Origin of the sequence: Mesorhizobium sp. M0615 (assembly GCF_040320805.1) — a bacterium.
Classification (GTDB): domain Bacteria; phylum Pseudomonadota; class Alphaproteobacteria; order Rhizobiales; family Rhizobiaceae; genus Mesorhizobium.
Map to the genome: position 1 here is coordinate 324,458 of NZ_JAMYQI010000003.1, position 25,122 is coordinate 349,579.

Annotated in this window: 22 protein-coding genes; 8 read left to right on the plus strand and 14 right to left on the minus strand. The window is 64.3% G+C overall.

Features of this window, described 5'->3' with window-relative positions:
• Positions 1 to 87: 87 nt before the first annotated feature.
• From NKI46_RS06775 to NKI46_RS06805, 7 genes are all read right to left on the minus strand, one after another.
• Positions 88 to 1,149, minus strand: a complete 1,062-nt coding sequence (locus tag NKI46_RS06775) for a D-alanine--D-alanine ligase family protein (protein ID WP_352745412.1) — start codon at positions 1,147 to 1,149, stop codon at positions 88 to 90.
• Positions 1,150 to 1,244: 95 nt separating this feature from the next.
• Complete coding sequence (locus NKI46_RS06780; RefSeq protein ID WP_460222831.1) at positions 1,245 to 2,120, minus strand: SMP-30/gluconolactonase/LRE family protein; 876 nt, start codon at positions 2,118 to 2,120, stop codon at positions 1,245 to 1,247.
• Entirely contained in the window at positions 2,120 to 2,761 is a 642-nt protein-coding gene (locus NKI46_RS06785; RefSeq protein WP_023681313.1) for a 2-dehydro-3-deoxy-6-phosphogalactonate aldolase, read from the minus strand. The genes NKI46_RS06780 and NKI46_RS06785 overlap by 1 nt, the downstream gene beginning before the upstream one ends.
• 22 nt (positions 2,762 to 2,783) lie before the next feature.
• Positions 2,784 to 3,728 (minus strand): 2-dehydro-3-deoxygalactonokinase, encoded by a 945-nt coding sequence (locus tag NKI46_RS06790; protein WP_023681312.1) that lies wholly within the window; start codon positions 3,726 to 3,728, stop codon positions 2,784 to 2,786.
• Positions 3,729 to 3,733: 5 nt separating this feature from the next.
• On the minus strand, positions 3,734 to 4,501 hold the full coding sequence (locus NKI46_RS06795) for an SDR family NAD(P)-dependent oxidoreductase (RefSeq protein ID WP_023673186.1): 768 nt from the start codon (positions 4,499 to 4,501) through the stop codon (positions 3,734 to 3,736).
• Positions 4,502 to 4,670: 169 nt separating this feature from the next.
• Positions 4,671 to 6,020, minus strand: coding sequence for a putative bifunctional diguanylate cyclase/phosphodiesterase (locus NKI46_RS06800; RefSeq protein ID WP_023681311.1), 1,350 nt, complete (start codon positions 6,018 to 6,020; stop codon positions 4,671 to 4,673).
• Positions 6,021 to 6,120: 100 nt separating this feature from the next.
• Positions 6,121 to 7,920 carry a hypothetical protein gene (locus NKI46_RS06805; RefSeq protein WP_023681310.1) on the minus strand — a complete coding sequence of 600 codons (1,800 nt, stop codon included), beginning with the start codon at positions 7,918 to 7,920 and terminating at the stop codon, positions 6,121 to 6,123.
• A 124-nt stretch (positions 7,921 to 8,044) separates the two neighbouring features.
• Here NKI46_RS06805 and NKI46_RS06810 point away from each other — a divergent pair, with 124 nt between their 5' ends.
• The 3 genes from NKI46_RS06810 to gshB all read left to right on the plus strand — a co-directional run bounded on the left by NKI46_RS06810 (position 8,045) and on the right by gshB (position 10,462).
• Positions 8,045 to 9,049 carry a glycosyltransferase gene (locus tag NKI46_RS06810; protein ID WP_023681309.1) on the plus strand — a complete coding sequence of 335 codons (1,005 nt, stop codon included), beginning with the start codon at positions 8,045 to 8,047 and terminating at the stop codon, positions 9,047 to 9,049.
• Positions 9,050 to 9,053: 4 nt separating this feature from the next.
• Positions 9,054 to 9,428 carry a GtrA family protein gene (locus tag NKI46_RS06815; protein ID WP_023681308.1) on the plus strand — a complete coding sequence of 125 codons (375 nt, stop codon included), beginning with the start codon at positions 9,054 to 9,056 and terminating at the stop codon, positions 9,426 to 9,428.
• Between the two features lie 80 nt (positions 9,429 to 9,508).
• Complete coding sequence (gene gshB / locus NKI46_RS06820; RefSeq protein WP_023681307.1) at positions 9,509 to 10,462, plus strand: glutathione synthase; 954 nt, start codon at positions 9,509 to 9,511, stop codon at positions 10,460 to 10,462.
• 92 nt (positions 10,463 to 10,554) lie between these two features.
• On the opposite strand, the gene NKI46_RS06825 is transcribed toward gshB, so the two are convergent.
• The gene (locus NKI46_RS06825; RefSeq protein WP_023714454.1) at positions 10,555 to 11,628 is read right to left on the minus strand and encodes a glycosyltransferase family 2 protein; all 1,074 of its coding nucleotides are present in this window, start codon (positions 11,626 to 11,628) and stop codon (positions 10,555 to 10,557) included.
• Between the two features lie 184 nt (positions 11,629 to 11,812).
• Between NKI46_RS06825 and NKI46_RS06830 the strand changes: the two genes are divergently transcribed.
• Together NKI46_RS06830 and NKI46_RS06835 are read left to right on the plus strand one after the other, a co-directional pair.
• Positions 11,813 to 12,877, plus strand: a complete 1,065-nt coding sequence (locus NKI46_RS06830; RefSeq protein ID WP_156933398.1) for a glycosyltransferase — start codon at positions 11,813 to 11,815, stop codon at positions 12,875 to 12,877.
• Between the two features lie 249 nt (positions 12,878 to 13,126).
• A complete protein-coding gene (locus tag NKI46_RS06835) occupies positions 13,127 to 14,674 on the plus strand; it encodes a YifB family Mg chelatase-like AAA ATPase (RefSeq protein WP_352745418.1) in 1,548 nt (515 codons plus the stop codon).
• 205 nt (positions 14,675 to 14,879) lie between these two features.
• Here the strand turns inward: NKI46_RS06835 and NKI46_RS06840 are convergent, their stop codons facing one another.
• Entirely contained in the window at positions 14,880 to 17,051 is a 2,172-nt protein-coding gene (locus tag NKI46_RS06840) for a malate synthase G (RefSeq protein WP_352745421.1), read from the minus strand.
• A gap of 133 nt (positions 17,052 to 17,184) precedes the next feature.
• Positions 17,185 to 19,206, minus strand: a complete 2,022-nt coding sequence (locus NKI46_RS06845; protein ID WP_352745424.1) for a hydantoinase/oxoprolinase N-terminal domain-containing protein — start codon at positions 19,204 to 19,206, stop codon at positions 17,185 to 17,187.
• A gap of 195 nt (positions 19,207 to 19,401) precedes the next feature.
• On the opposite strand from NKI46_RS06845, the gene NKI46_RS06850 reads away from it, so the two are divergent.
• The 3 genes from NKI46_RS06850 to NKI46_RS06860 are packed head-to-tail and all read left to right on the plus strand — an operon-like array spanning position 19,402 to position 21,385.
• Positions 19,402 to 20,379 carry a threonine ammonia-lyase gene (locus tag NKI46_RS06850; protein ID WP_023673293.1) on the plus strand — a complete coding sequence of 326 codons (978 nt, stop codon included), beginning with the start codon at positions 19,402 to 19,404 and terminating at the stop codon, positions 20,377 to 20,379.
• Between the two features lie 8 nt (positions 20,380 to 20,387).
• The gene (locus tag NKI46_RS06855; RefSeq protein WP_352745427.1) at positions 20,388 to 20,768 is read left to right on the plus strand and encodes a nuclear transport factor 2 family protein; all 381 of its coding nucleotides are present in this window, start codon (positions 20,388 to 20,390) and stop codon (positions 20,766 to 20,768) included.
• Between the two features lie 17 nt (positions 20,769 to 20,785).
• Entirely contained in the window at positions 20,786 to 21,385 is a 600-nt protein-coding gene (locus tag NKI46_RS06860) for a DNA-3-methyladenine glycosylase (protein WP_352745430.1), read from the plus strand.
• 4 nt (positions 21,386 to 21,389) lie between these two features.
• Here NKI46_RS06860 and NKI46_RS06865 read toward each other — a convergent pair whose 3' ends face one another.
• Genes NKI46_RS06865 through NKI46_RS06880 form a run of 4 tightly spaced genes read right to left on the minus strand, consistent with a single transcriptional unit; the run spans position 21,390 to position 25,091 of the window.
• On the minus strand, positions 21,390 to 22,526 hold the full coding sequence (locus NKI46_RS06865) for an ABC transporter permease (protein ID WP_023696062.1): 1,137 nt from the start codon (positions 22,524 to 22,526) through the stop codon (positions 21,390 to 21,392).
• Positions 22,523 to 23,443 carry an ABC transporter ATP-binding protein gene (locus NKI46_RS06870; RefSeq protein ID WP_023673289.1) on the minus strand — a complete coding sequence of 307 codons (921 nt, stop codon included), beginning with the start codon at positions 23,441 to 23,443 and terminating at the stop codon, positions 22,523 to 22,525. Before NKI46_RS06870 ends, NKI46_RS06865 begins: the two co-directional genes overlap by 4 nt.
• Entirely contained in the window at positions 23,440 to 24,390 is a 951-nt protein-coding gene (locus NKI46_RS06875) for an HlyD family secretion protein (protein WP_352745433.1), read from the minus strand. The genes NKI46_RS06870 and NKI46_RS06875 overlap by 4 nt, the downstream gene beginning before the upstream one ends.
• Complete coding sequence (locus NKI46_RS06880; protein ID WP_023748243.1) at positions 24,387 to 25,091, minus strand: CerR family C-terminal domain-containing protein; 705 nt, start codon at positions 25,089 to 25,091, stop codon at positions 24,387 to 24,389. The genes NKI46_RS06875 and NKI46_RS06880 overlap by 4 nt, the downstream gene beginning before the upstream one ends.
• Between the last annotated feature and the right edge of the window lie 31 nt (positions 25,092 to 25,122).

Consider the following 25,122-nt stretch of genomic DNA (forward strand, 5'->3'; position numbering starts at 1 on the left):
GCGGCCTTGCCTGAGGACTGTCCCGCGACACTAAAGGTGGAGCAAAAGCCGTCAAGGCGCGGTAGGTCGCGCTGGTCCCTCGACCGTTCAGATCGCCTGTCGGTTCAGTCGGTTCGCCGCCGTCTCGGCAACCGCATCGGCCAGCGTCATGCCCCATTGCATCAGGCAATAGGCGCGGAAATCGAAGCAGGGCAGGCCGGGACAGACCTCGAACTCGATGAGGTGGACATGATCGGTGGCCTCGACCCTGAAATCGATGGAAAACACGTCGCGCAGGCCAAGTCCGCTGACCAGCCGCTCGGCGATGCGGCGGATGGTTGCCGCGGCTGCCGGCTGGGTGTCGGCAACCGCCTCCAGCACCGGCTCGCTGTATAGTCCAGCCGCCTTGGCGGCCTCGCCGGTGTCGCCGTAAAGCGCCATCGAGTCCGCCATGGTCTGGAAATCGCCGCCGGAGTCGACGAACGCAATGCCGAGCGCTTCCGCCCCGGCATCCGTTTGCAGCCCAAGGAAGCTGGCGCGGACATTGCGACCGCCGACATAGGGCTGGACGACGACATCGTCGCGATAAGCGGCATAGACCCGCCGGCTAAGCTCCAGCGCATGGGCCAGGTCGTTGCAGCGTGAATCCGGCCAGATGCCTACCTTAGAGCCGAGCCGGTTCGGCTTGACGAACCAGCCGGCTTCCGAAGCTGGCGGGGCGGCCAGCCAGCGGCCGTCGCGGGCCAGGCCTGCCTGCGGCGCCGGCAGGCCGAGCGCGCAAAGCACGGCGCCGGAGCGGAACTTGTCCTGGCAAAGCGCGAACAGCGCATCGTCGGCTCCGATGGTTCTAAGCCCATTCAGCCTGGCAAGTGCGGGCGCTGCAGCACCGCGGAAATAGGCAATGCCGTCGGTCAGCGTCCAGACAAGCGTGGTTGCGGGATCGGCCTTCGCCAGCGCGCTTGACGCATCGTCGAGTGCAACCGGCATGAAGGCGAGGCCGCGCCGCCCGCAAGCGGCGGTGATTTCATCGAATTCGGGCGCGAGATCGGTCGATTGCGCCAGATAGGACGAGATTTCCAGGGCGCGCTCGGCGGGAAAGCCGTCGGCGACCAGCCGGTCGAGACAGGCCTTTTCCGGCTCATGGACGAGGATCAGGGTCGGGCGCGGCATGGATCAGGACCTTCGGTGGTGTTGTCCCACCATGGCATGGCCCCTGCTTCAGACTTGCGCGAAACCGACCGAGCCGGACGCCTGCGCGACAGCGCTCAGGCGATGACCACGCGCGGCTCGAAGCGGCCGTTGACGGGGATGTCGAGCAGGAAGGTCATGCCGGCCTGTGGGTCGAGCTTGCGCTGCTTGTCGTCCTTGCCTTTCCAGGCCGAGGTCACCGCCAGCCGACCGGCCTTGGCCCCGACAAAGGCCGGGCACGAGGACTGCCCCGCCGGCACGGCAATTTCGCGCAACAATGTGCCATCTGGCGAATAGGCCTTGACCGCCTTGCCGCCCCAGACGGCGTTCCACAGCACGCCGTCGCGATCAACGACCGAGCCGTCGACAAAGCCCCTGGACGAGCGATGGTCGACGAACACTTTGGACTCGCCGATCGGCAGACCCGTTGCCGGATCGCAGGCGACGCGCATCAACAGGCCGGTCGAGGTGTCGGTGTAATAGGCAATCGAGCCGTCTTCGGAAAAACAGATCGAATTCGATACTGTGATGCCGGTGTAAAGCGTGCGCAATTCGCCCTTGAAGAACCAGTAGATGGCGCCGGCGCCCTTCTCCTCACCCTTGCCCATCGTGCCGACCCAGAAGGCGCCGCACGGATGGACGCGCGAATCGTTGGAGCGGGTCAGCGCATTGTCGGCCTCGATGGGCGTATGCAGCGTCAGCTTGCCGGTCGAGACGTCGCGGACATGCAGGCCAGTCTCGGTGGCGATGAGCTGGCGATTGTCATCGACAATGGCGATGGCGCTGGCCATCTGGCCGAGTTCATGGACTTTCCGCGCGCCGGACGTGACACCCTGCTCCAGCAGCAGGCCGTTGACAATGTCGAACCAGAACAGCGTATCGGTGGCGGGATCGTAGCTCGGCCCCTCGCCGAGCTCGCAGACATGGTCCGAGAAAACCGAAACGTTTTCCATCATGCCGCTCCGCCGAAGGCCGCATCCCAGGCCGTCACCGCCGCCCGGGCGCGCGAGGCCACCTCGTCGACGCTCATGCCGGGTTTGAACAGGCTGGAGCCAAGACCGAAAGCGGTCACCCCAGCGGCTTTGTAGCCGGCAAAGTCTTTCTCGGAAACGCCGCCGACGGCGCCGACCACGGTATCGGCCGGCAGCACGGCCCGCATCGCCGAAATGCCGCTGGGCCCGAGCACGCTTGCCGGGAAGAATTTGAGCGCCGAAGCCCCAAGCCTAATCGCCTGAAAAGCTTCGGTGGGGGTGAACACGCCTGGCATCGTCACCATGCCATGGTGCATGGCGCGGGCCATGACGTCGGCATCGATGTTGGGGCTGACCAGCAGCCGCCCGCCGGCCTTGGCCAAGGTGTCGACATCGGCTGAAGTCAGCACCGTGCCGGCGCCGACCAGCGTTGTCTTGGGCAAAGCGGTGACAATGCTGGCGATCGATGAAAACGGCTCCGGCGAATTGAGCGGCACCTCGATGGCTTCGATGCCGGCGTCAAACAGCGCCTGGCCGATGGCAACCGCCTCGCTGGGTTTGAGGCCGCGCAGAATGGCGACAAGACCACGCTTGAGCTTCGGGAAGGGGGCGGTCTGGGTCACGCTGTCACTCCACTCTGGTGAGTCATTTGGCGATCATGCCATTTTCCCGCGCTGCCTCGATAAGGCCGGCACGCACCGCCTCGTCGGCGTCGACCGTCCTGACGGCAAGCCCTGCAAGGTCTAGCGCCTGGCGGTAGAGGGCTGCTAGCGAGCCGGACGCAACCAGCACGATTGCGGTGGTGCTTTCGCCATAGCGGCGGCCCGCCGAGGCGATCTCGCCGCCGATCAGCAGGCCGGACAGGCAAGCGGCGGCATCGTCGGCCTTGAGGTTCTGCAGCAGGCCGGCGGCGCGGATCGAGAACAGCCGCGAGGTGACATCGCCGCCCTCCGCCAAAGCCTTGCGGCACCATTCCTGGAAGAACGGATTGTCCGGAGTGACCGGCTTCGGGCTCTCGCCCAGCGAATGGCGCAGGATAGAGTGAGTGGCCAGCACCGAAAACAGCTCGCCGGTCGGCCAGGTGCAGAAGCCGTCGACCGCGCCGTCTTCGACCAGAACCCATTTCGAATGGGTGCCGGGCATGCAGACGAGATGGCGACCTTTTGCCGGCAAACCGGCGCCGGCAAGCTGGGTTTCCTCGCCGCGCATTACGTCCGGCGCATCTTCCAGGCGCTGCGCCAGGCCAGGCACGATGCGGATGTCGCGGCTCTGGCCGGGAATGCGGGCGGCCCCCGCGAGGATGGCACTGAGCGGCGCCGGCACGATGACGTAAGGCGCTTCCAGCCAACCCTGGCGCGAGCCGGCCATGCCGCAGATGATGACTGGCAGTGTGTCAGGTGCGCTGAGCGCCGCCAGATGGCCCTCGAGGATGGTCGAAAAGCCTTTTTGCTGCGCGGTGATCAACCCATCATCGCCGCGACGCTCGGCAAGCACCCCGCCCGCCTCGTCGACCAGCCAGACCCGCATGCGGGTCGTGCCCCAGTCGACGGCGGCGACTGCCGGCGTGCCTGTTGCCGGATTTTGATTCACCGGGCTCACAGGAAACCCCCGTCCACGATCAACATCTGCGCCGTCAGCATACGCGAGGCGTCGGAGGCCAGGAACAGCACCGTGCCGACGATGTCGTCGGGCTGCATGACCTGCTTGATGCATTGCTTGGCGACATGGGCGGCGAGCCCCTGCTCGGTGACCCAGAGTTCCCGCTGCCGCTCGGTGATCACCCAGCCCGGCGCAATCGCATTGACGCGGATGCCGTCGACCCCAAGCTTGCCCGCGAGACCTTTGGTGAGGCCGAGTATGCCGGCCTTGGCGGCGGTGTAGGCCGGCATATCGGGGTGGTTGATGAGATAGGAGGTTGAGGTGAAGTTGATGATCGAACCGCCGCCGGCCCGCTTCATGCCCGGCGCGACCGCCTGTGCGGTGAAGAAATGCGGGCGCAGATTGACGGCGAGATTATTGTCCCAGAACTCGACGGTAACGTCGGCGACGTCGTGGCGTTCGTCCCAGGCGGCATTGTTGACCAGCACGGTGACGTCGCCATGCGCCTCAGCCGCTTTGGCGGCCGAAGCGCGCAACGCCTCGACGTCACGCAAATCGGTCTTGAGGTAGAGCGGTCGCCGGCCAAGTTCTTTTTCGACGCGGTCGGCAAGCAGCGTGCTTGGGCCATCGGCGATGTCGATGAAGGCGACATGGGCGCCCTGGCGAACGAAGCCCTCGGTCAGTGCCGCACCAATTCCGGAACCGCCGCCGGTGATCAGCACCGAGGCTCCCCTGAGGTCGGCAAAATCGGCCGATGGCATCATATTTTTCTCTCCCGATCCGGTCGGCGCGCATCCTATCCAGCCAAGTCCGGGGAGCAAGGGCGAAAACGGCGATTTGTTTGGCTTATGTCAGACAAAAGGACGCAAGATGGCGGCCACAGTCGATCTTGGCTCGCACCGCTGACTTGCTCGACGCAGGCAAGACCGCCGGTCAGACTGCCTTGGCGTAGAGGGCGCCGCGATAGGAATCGCGGAGGTAGCCGAGCGTGGCGTCGGCGTCGACCGGTTTGCCGAAGAGATAGCCCTGGCCGCCGGCGCAGCCGAACTGGACGAGGCGGTCGGCCTGCGCCTCCTCCTCGATGCCTTCGGCGACGACATCCATGCCGAGCCCTTCGCACATGGCCAGAATGGCGCGGATGATGTGTTCCGACGGGCGGTCGTCGAGGATCGAGGAGACGAAGGCGCGGTCGATCTTGAGCTTGTCGAAATGGAATTCGCGCAAGCGGCCGAGCGAGGACTGGCCGGTGCCGAAATCGTCGAGCGAGACTCGGATGCCGACGCGACGCAGGTCCTCGACGATCTTCTCGGCCGAGGCCGGATCGTTCATCAGGCCGGTTTCGGTGATCTCGATCTCCAGCCGTCGCGGATCGAAGCCGGTGCGGTCGAGGATCGACAATATGTGCAGGCCGGTGTTCTGGTCGACGAGTTGCGAGGGCGACAGGTTGAAGGACAGGAACAGGTCCTTCGGCCAGCTGCGCGCCGCTTCGGTCGCCTTGCGCAGCACCAGCTGCGACAGCGGGCCGATGATGCCGCGCTCTTCGGCGATCGGGATGAACACGGTCGGCGGCACCACGCCGAGGTCGCGATCGGTCCAGCGCGCCAGCGTCTCGAAGCCGATGGTGCGGCGGGTGGTCAAATCGACGATGGGCTGGAAATGCGGTTCGACCTCACCGGCCGAGACGGCACGGCGCAGCGCCTGTTCGATGCGGGTGACGCGCTTGGCCGCCTCTTCCATTTCGCGGGTGTAGACGACGACCCGGCCACGGCCCGAACGCTTGGCGTGGTAGAGCGCCGTTTCGGCCTTGTTGACGAGGATTTCCGTGGTTTCGTCGCCGGAATAAAAGAGCGAGCAGCCGACCGAGGCCGAAAGCCTGGCGGTGCGTTCGCCGACATCGTAGGGCGCCGACAGGATTTCGATCATCATGCGCGACTTCTCGGCCGCCGCTTCCTCCGAGAACACCATCGGATACAGGAAGGCGAATTCGTCGGCGCCGATGCGGCAAACGGTGGAGTGGCTGTCCATCGAAGCGCGCAGCCGCATTGCCACCTGGATCAATATGTCGTCGCCGGCCTTGTGGCCGAACAGATCGTTGATCGGCTTGAAGCCGTCGAGGTCGAGAATGCCGACCGTGAACGGCGCGGGATCGTCTGCACGGTCGCTGATCAGGCGATCGACCTTGTCGAAGAAGCGGCGATGGTTGCCAAGCCCGGTCAGCGCATCGGTGAACGCCAGATCCGAGTTTTCCCTGCTTGCCTGCCCGGTGCCAAACGTCGTTTGCATCGGTATCCCTGTTTGTGACGCCCGAAATTTAGGCTGAGACTGGCAGCAAAGCGTTTAGGAAGCGTATCGCGAAATCGATTTTTCGCTGGCGAATGATGCTTTAGCGGACGCGGTAGAGTTCGACCGGGGTTCCGCGCGTTTCGGCCACCGGTTCGAGCCAATCGGGGACGCTTCCCTGCATCAGCCTGGCCAGGAAGCCTTGCGGCGCCTTGGCGGCAAGCATCTTGCTTTCGGCGCTGCCGCGGCAGAGCGCCATCAGGCCGACGTGGTGAGCCGCCGCGATCATCCTCGCCTGGTCCGCCGATCCGAGGAAGGCATCGAGCGCAAGCAGGTCGCCGGCGATGTTGCGATGATAGGGGCCGGCAAAGACGCGGTGCCCGGAATAGGCAAGGATGGGCGAGCCGAGATTGGAAATGGCAAGCACCGTGGTGTCCGGCAGCCGGGCCAACGCCGCGAAGGAGGCCTTGCGCTCGCAGGACGGATCGCTGTCGGTGTCCTGTGCCTCGACCGAGACCTTGCTGGCCTCGAATACGCTCGACGTCGCGGCGGCAGCGCCGGCCCAGACGGCATTCGCCGACACCAGCCAGACCGCCGCCATGCGCAGCGATACGCTGCGCGCAGGGCTGATCCTCGCCCGTTCGCGCCAGCTTGCGATCCAGGCCGACAGCGGGATGACGGCAAAGGCGATCGAGAATGTCGAGCCGCGGACCTGCCAGGCGCTGACGATGAAGGCGCCGACCAGCAGGGCGCCGACGAGGCTGTCCTGGCGGCGCCATGGTCCGCGCAGGCGAAGCGCCATCAGCGCGATCGCCACCAGCGGCGTGACATAGCGCGCCGCCAGCGACGCCGGCTCATTGACGGCAATACTGAACAGCGACTGCGCCTCGTCGATGTGATCGAGCCACAATTCCTTGAGGCGCGGATCGAGGTTTGCGTAGGGAGCCGCAAGGCATTGCGGAAACAGCGCCACGATGACGGCGCCCAGCCCAAGCGCGAGCAGGCTAAGCGAGATCAGGCGGCGGCTGGCCGTGCCATTGGACACCGTGAGCGACGTCACGGCGGCAAGCCCCAGTCCGGCGATTGCCGCCACCACGAACTGCACAGCCGAGAAGGCATCGCACTGCGGCTGGCCCATGGCCGATGGCGGGATGGTGGTGACGAAGACGAGGGCTGAAACCCCGGCAAAGCCGAGACCGAAATCCCTGGCGATCCGGCGTTCGCCGCCGGGATCGACGACGAACAGCAAAGCGATGCAGGCGCCGATGGTGGCGACATAGGGCGCGGTTTCCATGCCGACGGCCAGCGTCAGGGCCGCACACAGCCCGGAAATCAGCGCCGCCCAGCGACGCGCCGGCGCCTCGAGCAGCAGGCTGAGGCTGGCCATGGTCAGCGTCAGCTGGACATTGTGATGATCGAGCGCACCCGGCAAGAAAATGCCGATGAAATGCAGCGCCGCCGCGCCGATGACGATAGCGGGCAGCACGGCGCCGACGCCGGCGAAGCTGCGTGCCGCACGGGCTGTAAAAAACACCGCCAGGCAAAACAGCAGCGACGGCCACAGCACCTGTGCGACCACTTCGGCCATGGCCATGCTGCCGGTCAGCGCCGAGGCGGCGAGGATGATGGCGGCGAGCGGTGCGTCGACCAGCCGCGACCAGTGCATGACGAAACCGCCTTCCGGCCCCATCCTGTACTGATGCAGGTCGAACCAGCCCTGGCCGGCCAGCATGTCGCGAACCTCGACCAGCCGCAGCAGGCTGTCATTGTCGCCGCCGGCATTGCTCAATTCGCGAAAGCCCGTGGCGGCATTGACGGCCAGCACCACCAGCATGGCAAGCAACGCCAGCGTCATATCGGACTTCCAGGAGGAAGCACCCGCCTTGGCTGCGTTCATCATCATGACCTTCGTCGGAAAGACTGCGGCCTTAAACCTAGCCTTAACAGCTTCAATAAATAGTAAAGTCGCCTGAGCGAGGCCGCATATGAGCGCGGCCGGAGGCTCCGCCGGGTGTCGGGAGACGGAAATGCCGCACGAAGTCCGCCATGAGCCGGCCATTGCCGTGCTCCTGCCTTGCTACAATGAGGAACTGACCATCGCCGAGGTGGTGCGGCGCTTTCGCGAGACGCTGCCATCGGCCGAGATCTATGTCTATGACAACAATTCCAGGGATTTGACCGCGCTCAAGGCGCGCGCAGCGGGCGCCATCGTCGTCCGCGAGCCGCGCCAGGGCAAGGGCAATGTCGTGCGGCGCATGTTCGCCGACATCGATGCGGACATCTATCTGATGGCCGATGGCGACGGCACCTATGCGCCGGAAGATGCCTCGCTGCTGATCAACATCCTGCAGACCGAGCGCTGCGACATGGTGGTTGGCACCAGGCGCGGCGTCACCGACGATGCCGGCCGTTCCGGCCATGCCTTCGGCAACCGCATCTTCAACAGCCTCTACAAGCGGCTGTTCGGCGCCGACTTCACCGACATCTTCTCCGGCTACCGCGTCTTCTCGAGGCGTTTCGTCAAGAGCTTTCCCGCGGTTTCCGGCGGCTTCGAGATCGAGACCGAAATGTCGGTGCATGCCTCGCAGCTCAAACTGCCGGTGAGCGAGATCGCGCTCGATTATGGCCGCCGGCCTGAGGGATCGTCGTCGAAGCTGTCGACCTATCGCGACGGCGCCAGGATCCTGTGGATGTTCGCCATGCTGATGAAGGAAACGCAGCCGCTGCGCTTCTTCGGCGCCTTCGCGATTTTCTTCCTGGCGTCGAGCCTTGCCCTGATGACGCCGGTGCTGATCGAATTCGCCCAGACCGGCCTCGTGCCGCGCATGCCGACCTGGGTGCTGTCGGTCGGCCTGCTGCTGCTCTCGATGCTTGCGATGGTGACCGGACTGATCCTCGATTCGGTATCGCGCGGACGCGCCGAGCAGAAACGCATTTTCTATCTCTCGGTTCCGTCGGGCCGGGTCGAACGGCGCGAACGCACGAGCGAAACAGCGAAGGCCGAACCGGGCAAGACGCCCCGGGCCGCCTGAGGCCGTGAGCCGGCTCGCCCGCTTCGTCCTGGCCGGCGGCGTTGGTTTCGTCGCCGATGCCGCGGTGCTCTGGCTGCTCTTGGCGGTGACGCCGCTCGGTCCCTTCGTCGCCCGTGTCCTGTCGATCGGCTTTGCGCTGTGCGTCACCTGGCAGATCAACCGGCACCTGACCTTTTCGCCGTCGAGCCGCGGCGTGGCGCAGGAGGGCGCGCGCTATGGCGGCGTCGGCATCGCCACCAGCATTGTCAACTATCTCGTCTACTGCGCCATCCTGTTCGCGCTGCCGGCAATGCCGCCGCTGGCGGCACTTGCCGTCGCCTCGCTGGTCGCCATGGCGCTGTCCTTCCTCGGTTACTCCCGGCTGGTCTTCGACCGGTAAAGGTCTGGGCCAAGCAAGCGCGATTGGCAGAAGCCGCCAAGTTCCGTATATCGGCGACAGAGCCTGCTGGAGACCGGAAGATGACCCTGAAGATCGCCGTCCAGATGGACCATGTCTCCACCGTCTCGATCGCCGGCGACACGTCTTTTGCGCTGTCGCTGGAGGCGCAGCGGCGCGGCCACCAATTGTTCCACTACACGCCCGACCGGCTGTCGATGCTGGGCGGCAAGGTGTTTGCCCGCATCGAAGAGATGAAGCTCCGCGACGAGAAGGGCAATCATTATACGCTGGGCGACAAGGTGCGCACCGACCTGTCGGAGATGGATGTGATCCTGCTGCGCCAGGATCCGCCCTTCGACATGAATTACATCACCACCACGCACATTCTGGAGCGCATTCACCCGAAGACACTGGTCGTCAACGACCCGGCCTGGGTGCGCAACAGCCCGGAAAAGATCTTCGTCACCGAATTCCCCGATCTGATGCCCGAAACGCTGATCACCAAGGATCCCCAGGAGGTCGCGGCCTTCCGCAAGGAATTCGGCGACATCATCGTCAAGCCGCTCTATGGCAATGGCGGCGCCGGCATCTTCCATCTCAAGGGAGACGATCGCAACCTCGCCTCACTGCTCGAAATGTTCGCCCAGCTGTCACGCGAGCCGTATATCGTCCAGCGCTATCTGAAGGATGTGCGCAAGGGCGACAAGCGCATCATCCTGATCGACGGCGAGGCGGTCGGCGCCATCAACCGCGTGCCGGCCGACCACGATTCCCGCTCCAACATGCATGTCGGCGGCCGCGCCGAAAAGACCGAGCTGACGGAGCGCGAACGCGAAATCTGCGCCCGCATCGGCCCGTCGCTGAAAGAGCGCGGCTTCATCCTGGTCGGCATCGACGTGATCGGCGACTACATGACCGAGATCAACGTGACCTCGCCAACCGGCGTGCGCGAAGTGCAACGCTTTGGTGGCGCGGATATCGCCAGCCTGTTCTGGGACGCGGTAGAGGCGAAGCGGCGGAATTTGGCCGCGTAGTGTGCGTTGCTACGGAGGACTTTGGTGGGTCCAGAGAAGCATCGAAAGATGCTCTTTATCGGGTAAGACTGCCGAGCAAGCGGCTCATCAAATCAAACTATGTCCCGGAAGCGCCGAGGCCTCAGTTTCGGAGGAAGGAGACCGATAAGTCTGGTCTGCAATTTTCGCTGTGGTGTTGCCCAGTCTTTCAGCAGAAAACCCGCATCGGAGTTCTTTTCCAGCAATGCAAAAGCCGCAGACAGTCCGATCAGGTCGACCAAGGTCCTGCGCATTGAGTGGCGGGAGATTAAATGCGCCAGTCCCGGCGCCACTTCGCACCAACGATTGGCCAGTGCCCGCCGTATCGCTATTTCAGTATCAGGCGACATCCTGCCGAGGCCAACTCCGGTACCCAGGATGCGCCCGTCCGCCCAGCCATTGCCGCCGTGAAGCCGATAACTGCCAAGAGCCCGCCCAATCCTCACGGTTCCGCCGATCATATGGGCGGCACGAGCCATATAACCATCGGCACATATCCTTATTTCGTCCGGATCGGATGGACGCATGATTTCAAGCGGAGCTCGACGAAACATCATCCCCGATGTGGTTGACCAAAACCAACCCACGGTACCCCGATCAATAAATAATAATGTCGGGTCAGCTTCGGTGTCGACATGCAGGTAGCCGCTCATTTTCGGCATCGATCGCGGGTCGTTCAGGTGGAATACGGGATGACCGCCCGCAAGCAGGTTGCCGGCCGTATCTATCACCACCTCATCGGAGCTCGACATTGCCGCGATACGGGTTTGGCTGAGATGCGCTCTCACATGGCATTCTATGAAGTCAGGATGCCAAGCATCGTCACCGTCAAGAAAGGAGATCAGGGGCCCGGCTGTCGCGTCAAGCCCGGTCATCATTGCTGTCAACTGCCCGCCATTTTGCAGTCGGGGCAGAAAGCGGAAACGACTGTCGCCAAGCTGGGACAGACACTCTTCAATCCTTCGGCGGGAACCGTCGGTCGAAAAATCATCGACCACCACGCATTCGAACGCAGTGTATGTCTGCGCCGCTACGGATCGGATCGCAGTGTCGATGAATGCCTCTTGATTGAAACAGCCTACGCAAACGGATACGGTTGGTAGCGCGATGTGAGAACCAGCTCCGCTTGGGACGATGTTTTCTTTCAAGAGGCGCTTCTCCGTACACCAGATTTGATCGCCTGAGATATTCCGTCGATCAAATGGCGGTGTTTCTTTGCCAAATTTCTCTCTATCGAAGCGAGTTTTTCTCCGCACTCAAGATCGCAATTGCCGCATGTTGACCCTACAGCACGGGTATCGCCCTCCTACCAAATTCGAGATTGTCAGAGCCATGCTGCGTCATGGCCACAACCTCAGAAAAGGGCACCCTTCCGCGAAGTCGCAACCTGCTCTTCAGGCCAGTTTGCTGTCGGACGATCCGTTCATATCCTATTCGGGAATGTCCGGTACGCCGCTCGGATTAGCAAGTCATATGCCTTTCCGTCCACGCAGCCACCGCGCCTGGTTTCTCATCTCGCCAACCTGGTCCGTCGAAAACAGTGCTAGCGTCAAAACCATCCGGACCTATGCCGTTCTGCATAGACTCAAGAACCCCCGTCACTCGCTAATCTTCCTATCCAACACTCAGGCAGAGGCTGATCTGTTGAACCAGTCCGGCGAGGCCGCCGTCCTGCACAACAAGACGTCAACAACCTCCGAACACATATTCAGGCCTCTCGATGACGTCCCTGTAGAATTTGATGCAATCTACAATGCGCAGCTGGCTCCGTGGAAGCGCCATGACTTGTCGCTTGGCATCCAGCGTTGCGCATTTGTCTTCTATCGAGATTCAAGCGGATCCTCCACGACGGAGTCGGAAAGAGCGCGAATAAATCGGCATAGGGAGCTCGCGCCGCATCACGTCTTTATCAACGAGTTTGACGGCACCGGCAAGCCGGTCCGATTGGCACCGGCTCAGGTGAACACGCATCTAAATCGTGCAGCCGTGGGAATCTGTCTCTCTCACCTGGAAGGACCAATGTTCGCCAGCACGGAATATCTTCTCGCGGGCCTTCCAGTGGTCACGACGCCGAACCATGGCGGCCGAGACCTTTATCTGGATGACGACTATTCGCTCACAGTTCCACCCGATCCTCGATCCATCGCGGAGGCTGTCTTAGCGCTGAAGGAGCGACGAATTCCCCGGGATTACATTCGTTCGCAAACTTTGAAACGAATCGAACGAGACCGCGGGCGGTTCATAGACCTTGTAAACGAGATTTTTCTGGAGAGCGGCTCTTCGCGCCGGATCGCCCTGCCTTGGCCTTTCAGATATCCTGTCATGGAGTGGCTTCCACCGCAGGTCGCGATCGATCGATCGCTTTCAGGTTCGGTCGATGCCTTCATCACCGCTTAGAAGCAACACCCTCAGATTGCCGAAGGGCCTAGTCGCCTTTGTTAACGCGGTCGAGGAGGCGGAGCAGCCGTTCCATTTTGCTCAACCATCTTCCGTTTTTGCAACCGGCACAGCGCGCTGCAACCACCACGAATGCATGTTCCTGTAATGTTCTTGCCTTGGCCTGAAATCTATGGTTGTCTTGTCCTGACGTCGCTCGCGGTCTGAACCACAAGGCCGAGGCGAGCTGATATCCGGGGGCAAAGCAAGATGGTGGCGCGGGTTCGCACGGTTGCTTTCCAGGGCATCGAGGCCGTACCGGTCGATGTCCAGGTGATGATCGCGCCGGGCAAGGTCGGCATGCAGATCGTTGGGCTGGCCGACAAGGCGGTGGCCGAAAGCCGCGAGCGCGTGCAGGCGGCACTGCATGCGTCGGGCCTGTCGATGCCGTCGAAGAAGGTGACGGTCAACCTGGCGCCTGCCGATCTGCCCAAGGAAGGCAGCCATTACGATCTGCCGATCGCGCTCGGCCTGATGGCCGCGCTCGGCGCTATTCCCGGCGACATGCTGGCGTCTTATGTCGTGCTGGGTGAATTGTCGCTCGACGGTACCATTGCCGCGGTGGCCGGTGCGCTGCCAGCCGCGATCGGCGCCAATGCCGAGGGAAAGGGCCTGATCTGCCCGTTCGGCTGCGGGCCAGAAGCGGCCTGGGCGGGCAAGGATTTCGACATATTGGCGCCGCGCAGCCTGATTGCCATCGCCAATCATTTTCGCGGCACGCAGGTGCTGTCGCGGCCCGAGCCCGGCATCCATGTCTCGGCGCGCGACCTGCCCGACCTCTGCGACATCAAGGGCCAGGAAAGCGCCAAGCGGGCGCTGGAAGTGGCGGCGGCCGGCGGCCACAATCTGTTGATGGTCGGGCCTCCCGGCTCGGGAAAATCGATGCTGGCGCAGAGGCTGCCTTCAATTCTGCCGCCACTGGCACCGAAGGAACTTCTTGAAGTCTCGATGATCGCCTCGGTGGCCGGCGAGCTCGGCGAAGGCAAGCTCACCGACCGGCGGCCGTTCCGCGCCCCGCACCATTCGGCCTCGATGGCGGCAATGGTCGGCGGCGGCATCAGGGCGCGGCCGGGCGAAGTATCGCTTGCCCATAACGGCGTCCTGTTCCTCGACGAGTTTCCCGAATTCACGCCGCAGACCTTGGATGCGCTGCGCCAACCGCTGGAGACCGGCGACTGCATGATCGCGCGCGCCAACCACCGCGTCACCTATCCAGCGCGCATCCAGCTGGTGGCGGCGATGAACCCGTGCCGTTGCGGCATGGCCGGCGAGCCCGGCTATCGCTGCCTGCGCGGTGAGCGCTGCCGCACCGACTACCAGGCGCGCATTTCCGGCCCGCTGCTCGACCGCATCGATCTCAGGATCGAGGTGCCTGCGGTTTCGGCCGCCGATCTGATCCGGCCGGATCGGGCGCGGCCGGATCGGGCGGAGAAAAGTGCCGCCGTTGCGCAGCGCGTCGCGCGCGCCCGCACCATCCAGCGCGAACGGTTCGAGCGGCTCGGCGTGACCAGCGCGACCACCAACGCGCATTGCTCGCCTTCTGTTATCGAGGACATCGCGATGCCGGATGCCGCCGGCCTGTCTCTGTTGAAGGACGCCAGCGAAAAGCTCGGCTTTTCCGCGCGCGCCTATCATCGGGTGCTGAAAGTGGCGCGCACGCTGGCCGATCTCGAAGCGAGAGAAACCGTCGGCCGCATTCACCTGGCCGAGGCGATTTCCTACCGCATGATGTCGGAGCGGGTGGCGCAGGCGGCGTAACGCTCCTCCTTGAGGGGAAGGTGGCCCCGAAGCGGCAGGGTGGGGGTCGCCGAAGAATGGTCGATCTTTTTGGAGCCGAGCCGAGAAAGGGCCTCTGCAATGACATTGCTTGTAGTGTCGTCCGAAGGGAGTCGCCGCACTTCACGCAGGACCCCACCCGGCCCTTCGGGCCACCCTCCCCTCAAGGGGGAGGGAAATGCAGGCGCTAATTCGCCCGCTCTTTCGCCTTCAGCTCCAGCCGCCGTGCGTGCAGCACCGGTTCCGTATAGCCATTCGGCTGTTCGCGGCCTCTAAACACCAGGTCGCAGGCGGCGTGGAAGGCGATGGAATTGTCGAAATCGGTGGCCATCGGGCGGTAGAGCGGGTCGCCGGCGTTCTGCAGGTCGACGATCGCCGCCATGCGCCGCAGCGAATCCATCACCTGGATCTGCGAGCACACCTTGTGGTGCAGCCAGTTGGCGATGTGCTGCGAGGAGATGCGCAGCGTGGCACGGTCCTCCATCAGGCCGACATCGTTGATGTCCGGCACTTTCGAGCAGCCGACGCCCTGATCGATCCAGCGCACGACATAGCCCAGAATGCCTTGCGCATTGTTGTCGAGCTCGCGCTGGATCTCGTCGGGGGTCCAGTTCGGCCGCACCGCCACCGGCACCGACAATATATCATCGAGCTTCGCCTTCGGCCGGCTCTTGAGCGCCGCCTGGACGGCATGGACATCGACCTTGTGATAGTGCGTGGCGTGCAACGTCGCCGCCGTCGGCGACGGCACCCAGGCGGTGTTGGCGCCGGCCTTAGGATGCGCGATCTTCTGTTCCAGCATCGCCGCCATCAGATTGGGCATCGCCCACATCCCCTTGCCGATCTGGGCATGACCGGCGAGCCCGCATTCGAGCCCGGCGTCGACATTCCACGCCTCGTAGGCGGAAATCCAGGCGGCCTGCTTCATGTCTCCCTTGCGGATCATCGGGCCGGCTTCCATCGAGGTGTGGATCTCGTCGCCGGTGCGGTCGAGGAAGCCGGTGTTGATGAACACGACGCGTTCCTTGGCGGCGCGGATCGCCTCCTTGAGGTTGACGGTGGTGCGCCGCTCCTCGTCCATGATGCCCATCTTGATGGTGTTTGCCGCCATACCGAGCAGCGCTTCGACGCGGTCGAAAATCTCGACTGCGAAGGCGACTTCCTCCGGCCCATGCATCTTCGGCTTCACCACATACATCGAGCCCGCGCGGGAATTCATCCGACGCCCGTTGGCGCCGACATCGTGCAGCGCGATCAGCGCCGTCATCGCCGCATCCAAGATGCCTTCCGGCACCTCGTTGCCATCGCGGTCGAGGATGGCCGGATTGGTCATGAGGTGACCGACGTTTCGCACCAGCATCAGCGAGCGGCCAGGCAAGCTCAGCGCGCCACCACTGGGCGCGGTCCAGGCGCGGTCCGGATTGAGTTTGCGCGTGAAGGTTTTGCCGCCCTTGCTGATTTCCTCCGCCAGATCGCCCTTCATCAGGCCGAGCCAGTTGCGGTAGACGATGACCTTGTCCTCGGCATCCACCGCCGCGACCGAATCCTCGCAGTCCTGGATGGTGGTCAGCGCCGATTCCAGGATCACGTCGGCAATGCCGGCCGGGTCGGTGCGGCCGATCTGGTTGGTGCGGTCGATGAGGATCTCGATGTGCAGGCCGTTCTGGACCAGCAGGATGGCTTCCGGGTTGGCGCCGTCGCCGCGATAGCCGGCAAATTGTTTCGGGTTGGCCAGCGTGGTGCCGCCGGCGCCGGCGCCGAGCCGCAAGGTGCCACCCGAAACCGTCAGCCCGTTCACGCCGGCCCATTTGCCCGAGGTGAGCGGCACGGACTCGTCCAGAAAACTCTTCGCCCAGGCAACCACCTTGGCGCCGCGCACGGGGTTGAAGCTTTTACCCTTCTCGGCGCCACCGGTCTCGGCAATGGCGTCGGTGCCGTAGAGCGCATCGTAGAGCGAACCCCAGCGGGCATTGGCGGCGTTGATCGCATAACGCGCATTCATCACCGGCACCACCAGCTGCGGCCCGGCAACGGTGGCGATCTCGGGGTCGACATTGTCGGTCGACACGGAAAAGACCGGCCCTTCGGGCACGAGATAGCCGATCTCACGCAAGAAGCTTTTGTAGGCCTCCATATCGATGGGCGCGCCATTGGCGCGGTGCCAGGCGTCGATCTGTTCCTGCATGGCGTCGCGTTTGGCCAACAACGCCCGGTTCTTCGGCGCGAGATCATGGACGATGGCCGAAAAGCCGTTCCAGAAGGCGTCGGCGGCAATGCCGGTACCCGGCAGCGCTTCGCCGACAAAGTCATGCAGTTCGCGGGCAATCCGTAATCCGGCGATCTCGACGCGATCGGTCATCAGGGCTTCTCCAGATGAAAGGCTTTGCGGCGTTTGGCATGTCAGGGGTGAAGGGTCAATTCAGCTTAGGGTGAAGCCGGGGATTTTGAAGCTGCTGATCTCCCCCCAAGGGGACCCCAAGGGGGGAGATTACCTAAACCGCGATCCTCGGCCGACCCGATGCAACCGCCACCACATGCGCTTCGATAAACATCCGTTGGGCCTCAACCGTAGACACCTTGAACTCGGTCGAAACGTCGATCTCGGCATTATCCGTGCCGGCATCCTTCGCCCGCTCGGCCACAATCGCCCGCACATCAGCCTCCGCTGCCGCGATCGCCTCGGCCTCGTCCGTGAAGTCGCGCACCGTTTGCCCCGACGCCAAACGAAACAAACCTTCCTTAGGCTGGCTGACGCGGGCTTCGGCGGAGACGCGGACCTGGCCGACGACGGCGCCGAGCGCGTTGGCGACATCGGTATCCTCCGGCACCACGCACTCATTACCGACCAGCTCGGCCAAGCCGGCATAGTGCAGCGGCGCCGAGGCGCCGAGGCCAATGACCGGACGATCGAGCGCGACGCTGAGCCTTGCGATGCCGGGATGGGAATCGACGGCGCGCTGCACCAGCGCATGCGCGACGGTGGCGGCGCCATCCAGCCCATCCTCGGCAAAGGCTGTCTCCAGAATGTATTCGGCCGACAAGCGCGTGAGCGTCAGCAGCACGCGTTCGGAAATCGCCTCCGGAGACGGCGCGATGTACTGGCCTCGCCCATCACGCTTGCGGGCAAACAGTTCGGCGGCGAGCCGGGCCGCAAGCGGGTCCCAGTTGGCCTGCTTGCCGAGCACATGGGCGGCGTCCGAGGGGGTGAAGCCCGAGATATGCACAAGACCGCGCGAGACCAGCCGGTTCAGCGTGGCGTTCTGGGCGTTCGAGGTGAGCAGCCTGTCGATGGCGAGCGGCACGGCACCAATCAGTTCATACAGTTTCGCCTCGGGCGCGGTCAGGCCGGCGGCGAGCCTGTCCGGCACGCCGGTGCGCAACGCGAAACGGCCATCCATGCGGCCGGGATTGGGCGCGCGCAGTTGGCGTTCGAGTTCGGATGTCACTGAAGCACCATGCATCATCCCGGCCAGCGCCAGCGGCACCAAGCGACGCGGCCCGAGCAGGATCTTCGGGTTGAGCGCGCCATCTTCCAGCGCCACTTCGGAATCGCCGCCGAGGCCGAAGGTGCGCATGGCGACCGCCTCGACCATGGTGCGGAAGCCGCCGACGGTGGCGCCTTCGGGATCGAGCCGAGGACGGCCGCCGTCGAGCACGGCGACATCGGTGGTGGTGCCGCCAATGTCGGACACCATGGCGTTGTCCAGGCCCGTCATGTGGCGGGCGCCGACCAGGCTGGCGGCCGGGCCGGAGAGGATGGTCTCGATCGGCCGCTGGCGGGCAAACGCCGCCGAAACCAGCGCGCCATCGCCGCGCACCACCATCAGGGGCGCTGCGATGTTGCGGGCTTCCAAAAATCCTTCGGTTGCCGCCACCAGCCGGTCGATCATCGAGATCAGCCTGGCGTTGAGCAAGGTGGTGAGCGCGCGACGCGGACCGCCGAGCTTGGCCGACAATTCATGGCTGGCGGTCACCGGCAGGCCGGTCTTTTCGCGGATGAGGTCGCGCGCGGCGAGTTCATGCGCCGGGTTGCGGGTGGCGAAATAGGCGCACACGGCAAAGCCCGACACCGAGGCGCCGAGTTCAGGGAGTGCTGCTCCCAGCCCCGACAGATCGAGCTTGGCCGCATTGCCGTGCACGTCATGGCCGCCCGGACAAAACACCACCGGATCGGTGCCGAGCGCCGTCTTCAGCCCGTCGCGCGCAAGGTCGGCCCCGGTAAAGCCGATCATGATGAGCGCCACACGCCCACCCTGGCCCTCGACCAGCGCATTGGTGGCGAGCGTCGTCGACATCGACACGAGTTTGATCGCGGCCGGATCGGTGGCCGATTTTCCCAGCACCGCATCGACCGCGCCGGAAATGCCGACGGCAAGATCGTGCCGCGTGGTCAGCGCCTTGGCCTTGGCCAGCACCTTGCCTTTTGGCCCGCCTTGTTCCGACCACAGCACGGCATCGGTATAGGTGCCACCGGTGTCGATACCGAGAAACAGGGGTTTTGGCTTGGCGGTCATGTCTGGCGGTCCGGGATTCTGCTCCCCCGCCCTTAGCCGATACGGCCCGGCTGATAAAGGCGGGAGAGGTGGGCCAGTTTGACCCTCGTCGCCGCTCATGCCCGCCAAACTTTGTAACGGTCACATTTTTTCGTTGGTGCGTGGCCTGCCTTTGCGTGCACCATGCGCCGATCTCATCCCTTTCAGGACTTCGCCATGACCACGCTTCCCGGCATCGCCGACATCCATGCCGCCGCCGCGCGGCTCTCCGGCCTGATCGCCGAAACGACCTTGATCGAATCGCTGGAACTCAACAAACGCTTCGGCGGCCGCATCCTGTTCAAGCCGGAGACGCTGCAGCGCACCGGCTCGTTCAAGTTCCGCGGCGCCTACAACAAACTGTCTTCGCTGAGCGAAGAAGAGCGCAGCCGCGGCGTCGTCGCCTTCTCCTCCGGCAACCATGCTCAGGGCGTCGCCGCGGCGGCTGCCATGTTCGGCGTCAAGGCGGTCATTGCCATGCCGGCCGACGCGCCGGCGATGAAGATCGCCAATGTCCGCAAGATGGGCGCCGAAGTGGTGCCGTTCGACCGCTTTCGCGACGACCGCATGACGGTGGTGCGACCCTACATGGACAAGGGCATGGTGCTGGTGCCTCCTTTCGACGATCCGGCCATCATCGCCGGCCAGGGCACGATCGGTCTCGAACTGATGCGCCAGGCAAAAGCGCTCGGCGTCAGCCTCGATGCGGTCGTCATTCCCTGTGGAGGCGGCGGCCTGACGAGCGGCATTTCGATCGCCGTCAAGGATGCCTCGCCGGCCACAGCAGTCTGGGCCGTTGAACCCGAGCATTTCGACGACACCCGCCGCTCGCTGATCGAAGGAAAAAGGGTTTCCAACGAGCCCGGCCACAGCTCGATCTGCGATGCCATCCTCACCGCCGAGCCCGGCGCGATCACATTCGAGATCAACCGCAAGAACCTGGCCGGCGCCATCGCCGTCTCCGACAAGGCGGCCGCACAGGCGGTGCGCGACGCCATGGCCCATCTCAAGCTGGTGGTCGAACCCGGCGGCTGCGTGGCGCTGGCGGCGCTCTCGTCAGGCGAGATCGAACTGTCGGGCAAATGCGTCGCCGTCGTGCTGTCAGGCGGCAATGTCGATTTCACCACCTATGCCGAGATCATGGCCGCGGCCTGAGAACCGATATGGCAGACGCTGAGATAAGGGCGGCTCTCGATCGCCATTGGGCTGCCTCCGATGCCAATGATCTCGAGACGGAGCATCAGATCTATCGCGAGGACGCGGTGCTTGACTATCCGCAGTCAGGCGAGCGCATCAGCGGACGGCACAACATCCAGCCGTCGCGCGCCGCCCAGCCCAACCGGAAGCGCTTTGCCGTGCGGCGGATCACCGGGTCAGGCGACCTCTGGATCACCGAGTATGTCCTGACCTATGACGGGATTCCGTCCTATACGGTGAGCATCATGGAGTTCGTCGATGGCAAGGTGGTTCGCGAGACCCAGTATTTCGGCGATCCGTTCGAGCCGGGGCAGTCGCGCGCGCAATGGGTCGAACGGATACCTTGAAACACGGCGGCGGTAGCATGACCAGCCACCATCCGCTCGATCGTGCCGAACTGCCTGATGATACGGCCGATCTCGCCCGCTATCTCATCGGCAAGCTCGTGGTGCGGGAATTGCCGGAAGGCATCGTCGGCGGCCGTATCGTCGAGACCGAGGCCTATGTCACCGGCGACGCCGCCGGTCACGGCTATCGCGGGATGACGCCGCGCAACCGTTCGATGTTTCTCGGGCCCGGGCACGCCTATGTCTATCTCGCCTATGGGGTCTCCTGGATGCTCAATGTCTCGAGCGAGGGGCCGGGCACCGGCACCGGCGTGCTGATCCGGGCGCTGGAGCCGCTCGAAGGCATCGCCATCATGCGGCTGAACCGGGGCGTGGAGCGCCTGCGCGACCTGGCGCGCGGGCCGGGGCGGCTCGCCCAGGCATTGCGGATCGACCGTTCGCTGGACGGCCTCGATCTGTGCCGCCAAGGCCCGCTATGGCTGGCAGCCGACGAGCATCAGGCCAGCGACATCGGCCAAGGCATCCGCATCGGCATCACGAAGGATGCGGACCGCCCGCTGCGGTTCTATGTCAGAGGCAGTCCGTTCGTCAGCGGTCCGCGATCGCTCAATTCCTGAACGCTCAGTCGAGCGTGCGCCTGAACCGCACCAATGCGACGCCGGCAAACAAGGCCACGAACCCGACCAGCCAGGCGATCTCGCCCGCAACCGCCGGCAGTTCGGCGCCCTTCAGCATCACCGCGCGGGTGATGCGCAGAAAATGCGTCAGCGGAAAAATCTCGCCGAAGGTCTGCGCCCAGCCCGGCATGCCGCGATAGGGGAACATGAAGCCGGACAGCAGGATCGACGGCAGGAAGAAGAAGAAGGTCAGCTGCAGCGCCTGCATCTGCGTGCGGGCGATGGTCGAGATGGTGTAGCCAAGCAGCACCAGCGCCAGCACGAACACCAATACGGCTGTAAGCAGCAGCGACATGGAACCGGTGAAGGGGATGGCGAACAAGAGCTTCGACGCCGCCAGCACCACCACCACCTGGACGCCACCGACCACAAGATAGGGCAGCACCTTGCCCAGCATGATCTCAAACGGGCTGGACGGCATGGCGAGCAGGTTTTCCATCGTGCCGCGCTCGGTCTCGCGGGTCAGCGCGATCGAGGTCATCATCACCAGGGTCATCTGCAGGATGACGCCGAGCAGGCCGGGCACGATGTTGTATTGCGAGATGCCTTCCGGATTGTAGCGCTGGTGCACCACCACATCGAGCTGGCCCCTGGCGGCCTCACTCGCCGCCTCCTGCATGCCTTGCGCCCGAAGCAGCGCCTGGCTGGCCACTTTGCTTAGCGTCGAGATGGCGCCGCTGGCGGCGGCCGGGTCGGTGGCGTCGGCCTCGATGAGTATCTGCGGATTGTCGCCGCGCTCCACCCGGCGGCCGAAATCGGCCGGGATGGTGACGACGAAGGCGACATCGCCGCGCGCCATCAGGAATTCGGCATCCTCGGCACTTTGCGCGACATGGTCGAAGCGGTAGTAGCCGGTCGTCTGCAGGGCTGCGACAATGGCGCGGGTGTAGGGGTCGTTGCTGGTCGCCACCAGTGCGGCAGGCAGGCTTTTGGGATCGTTGTTGATAGCGTAGCCGAACAGCACCAGCTGCAAAAGCGGCACGCCCAGCATCATGGCGAAGGTGATGCGGTCGCGCCGCATCTGGATGAATTCCTTGATCAGCAGCGCACCGAGCCTGGCGAAGGAGAAGACGCTGTTCATGCCATATTGTCCTTCGAGCCGGACATGAACTGGATGAAGACGTCCTCGAGGCTGGTCTCGCCGGGTTTTACGCTGACGCCCTTGTGCTCCTTCTCGACATCGGCGAGCGCCTTTTCGAGCTTTGCCTTGTCGGAGCCGACGACATGCAGCGTCGCGCCGAACGGCGCCACCTGGTCGACGCCGGGCCGGTCCCTGAGTGCATCGGCGACCTGGTCGAGGCGCGGTCCCTGCAGCACGAAGGTGGTCAGACCGGCATTCGTCACCACCTCGTCCACCGTGCCGGTGGCCAGCATCTTGCCGTAGGAGATGTAGCTGATGCGGTGGCAGCGCTCGGCTTCGTCCATGTAGTGGGTGGACACCAGCACGGTCAGACCGCCGCTCGCCAGCCGGTGGATCTCGTCCCAGAATTCGCGCCGCGCCTTCGGATCGACGCCGGCGGTCGGCTCGTCGAGCAGCAGCAGCTTCGGCTTGTGCATGATGCAGGCGGCCAGTGCCAGCCGCTGCTTCCAGCCGCCCGACAACGTGCCGGCGAGCTGGTTGCGGCGGCTCGTCAGGCCAAGCTCTTCCAGCGTTTTCGACACATGCTCCTCGACCGGTTTCAGCCGGTAGAGCCGCGCCACGAATTCGAGATTCTCGCCGATCGTCAAATCCTCGTAGAACGAGAATTTCTGCGTCATGTAGCCGACTTCGCGCTTGATGCGGAGCGACTCGGTGCGGATGTTGAAACCCAGCACCGTACCTTCGCCCTCGTCGGGCGTCAGCAGGCCGCACATGATGCGGATGGTCGTCGTCTTGCCGGACCCGTTGGGCCCGAGAAAGCCGACGATCTCGCCCTCGGCCACCGTCATCGTCACATGGTCGACGACAGTCTTGTCGCCGAAACGCTTGACCAGGCCATGAACGTCGATGGCGTTCATTTTGAGGCCGCCAGCTCGACATCGACGATCTGTCCCGGCTGCAGCGCTTGCGCCTTGCCCTCAGGCCGCGCCTCGACGAGGTAGACCAGCTTCTGCCGGTTCTCGAGCGAGTAGATCACCGGCGGGGTGAATTCCGGGTCGGGCGAGACATAGCTGACGCGCGCCTTCACCTCCGGCCCGCAGCCGTCGCAATGCACGACAAGCAGCGTGCCGACCTTGATCGACGAGAACGCACTTTCCGGGACATAGACGCTGAGCTTCACCGCACCGTCCGGCAACATCGAAATGACAGGCGCGGTCGGACCAGCGGTGTCGCCGGGATTGCGGATGACGTCATTGATGCGGCCGGGCGAGGGTGCCGCCAGCACGCGCTTCGATAGCCGCCACTCAGCCTGTTCCAACGCCGACTGCGCCTGTTTGACCTGATTGTCTGCCGCCTTGATCGTTTCGGGACGCGCAGGCAGACCGCCGACGGCGAGGTTGGCCTGCGCCTGGCCGACCTGCGCATTGGCGGTCTCCAGCGTCGCGGCGGCGGTGTCGTAGTCGGCCTGCGTGCCGGCACCGCGCTTGAACAGGTCGGCGGCGCGGTCGTATTTGCGCTTGGCATCCGTGGCCTGGGCCTTGGCCATGTCGACCTCGGCCTTCAGCACCGCGATCTCCTCCGGCCGCTTGCCGATCTGCAGGTCGGCCAGCTGCGCCTGCGCCTGGGCGAGCGCGGCCTCTCCCTGGGCGACGGCGATTTTTGCGTCGGCGCTTTCGAGAGTCACTACCGGCGTGCCTGATACAACACGGTCGCCGCGCTTGACCGCGACGGTCTCGACCTGCGCCACTTCGATCGGCGCCAGCAAGACATAGTCGCCCTCGACATAGCCGACGGCAAGCGGCGCTGCCGGCGCGCAGGCGCCGAACAGCTGGGCTGCGAGCGGCAGGGAACAGAGAAAACTCATCGCTTGCCCTCCTTGCGGGCGACCGGATTTCGGGCCGCCAGTATGGCGCCAAGATTGCTTGTGACCGCCGCCACCACCTTGGCGGCTTCGGTGTTACCGATCTCGCGCCAGCCCATACGACGCATCACTGCTTCGCGGCCGATGCGGAAATAGATGACCTGGCCGATCAGCGTGAAGACCACGAGCTTGGTGGCCTCGCTTTCGGCCGGCTCGCCCGTCGCCTGTTCCCAGATCTGGCAGAGGCGGCGATGCGTCGGTTCGAACACCCCGTCATAGATGCGGTCGAGGGCGGCCGTCGGATGCGACAACTCTCTAAGTACGAATTGTACGATCTCGCCCGCCTCCGGCCTGGCGACGACAAATCCTACCATCCGCTCCAATGCGGTCGAGAGCTGCGCCCGCGCCGTCTCTGAACTGGCTTGACCTTGCAGCTGCATGCCGCCGAGCGCCTGGCCGGCAACCGCCTGGATGGTCTCAACGATGTGGTCGGCGGCGGCCCCGCGCAGCCCTTCCTTGCCGCCGAAATGATAGGCGATGGAGCCGATGTTGGCCTTCGCCTCCGCCGCGATCTCGCGCGTCGAGGTGCCGTCGAAGCCCTGCCGCCCAAACAGTTTGAGCGCGGCCAGCACCAGTGCGGCGCGCGTCTGCTCGGCGGGCGATGTCTCCTGGCGGGGCATTTTGTCGGGCGCGGATTTGATCATGTCGGCGTGTTTAATCAATCGATTGATTAAA

Bases quoted from the DNA above. Each gene is read 5' to 3' on its own strand.
- NKI46_RS06775 (WP_352745412.1), bottom strand. From the start codon at position 1,149: ATGCCGCGCCCGACCCTGATCCTCGTCCATGAGCCGGAAAAGGCCTGT.
- NKI46_RS06780 (WP_460222831.1), bottom strand. From the start codon at position 2,120: ATGGAAAACGTTTCGGTTTTCTCGGACCATGTCTGCGAGCTCGGCGAG.
- NKI46_RS06795 (WP_023673186.1), bottom strand. From the start codon at position 4,501: ATGATGCCATCGGCCGATTTTGCCGACCTCAGGGGAGCCTCGGTGCTG.
- NKI46_RS06800 (WP_023681311.1), bottom strand. From the start codon at position 6,020: ATGCAAACGACGTTTGGCACCGGGCAGGCAAGCAGGGAAAACTCGGAT.
- NKI46_RS06805 (WP_023681310.1), bottom strand. From the start codon at position 7,920: ATGATGATGAACGCAGCCAAGGCGGGTGCTTCCTCCTGGAAGTCCGAT.
- NKI46_RS06810 (WP_023681309.1), top strand. From the start codon at position 8,045: ATGCCGCACGAAGTCCGCCATGAGCCGGCCATTGCCGTGCTCCTGCCT.
- gshB (WP_023681307.1), top strand. From the start codon at position 9,509: ATGACCCTGAAGATCGCCGTCCAGATGGACCATGTCTCCACCGTCTCG.
- NKI46_RS06830 (WP_156933398.1), top strand. From the start codon at position 11,813: ATGCTGCGTCATGGCCACAACCTCAGAAAAGGGCACCCTTCCGCGAAG.
- NKI46_RS06835 (WP_352745418.1), top strand. From the start codon at position 13,127: ATGGTGGCGCGGGTTCGCACGGTTGCTTTCCAGGGCATCGAGGCCGTA.
- NKI46_RS06840 (WP_352745421.1), bottom strand. From the start codon at position 17,051: ATGACCGATCGCGTCGAGATCGCCGGATTACGGATTGCCCGCGAACTG.
- NKI46_RS06845 (WP_352745424.1), bottom strand. From the start codon at position 19,206: ATGACCGCCAAGCCAAAACCCCTGTTTCTCGGTATCGACACCGGTGGC.
- NKI46_RS06850 (WP_023673293.1), top strand. From the start codon at position 19,402: ATGACCACGCTTCCCGGCATCGCCGACATCCATGCCGCCGCCGCGCGG.
- NKI46_RS06855 (WP_352745427.1), top strand. From the start codon at position 20,388: ATGGCAGACGCTGAGATAAGGGCGGCTCTCGATCGCCATTGGGCTGCC.
- NKI46_RS06860 (WP_352745430.1), top strand. From the start codon at position 20,786: ATGACCAGCCACCATCCGCTCGATCGTGCCGAACTGCCTGATGATACG.
- NKI46_RS06865 (WP_023696062.1), bottom strand. From the start codon at position 22,526: ATGAACAGCGTCTTCTCCTTCGCCAGGCTCGGTGCGCTGCTGATCAAG.
- NKI46_RS06870 (WP_023673289.1), bottom strand. From the start codon at position 23,443: ATGAACGCCATCGACGTTCATGGCCTGGTCAAGCGTTTCGGCGACAAG.
- NKI46_RS06875 (WP_352745433.1), bottom strand. From the start codon at position 24,390: ATGAGTTTTCTCTGTTCCCTGCCGCTCGCAGCCCAGCTGTTCGGCGCC.
- NKI46_RS06880 (WP_023748243.1), bottom strand. From the start codon at position 25,091: ATGATCAAATCCGCGCCCGACAAAATGCCCCGCCAGGAGACATCGCCC.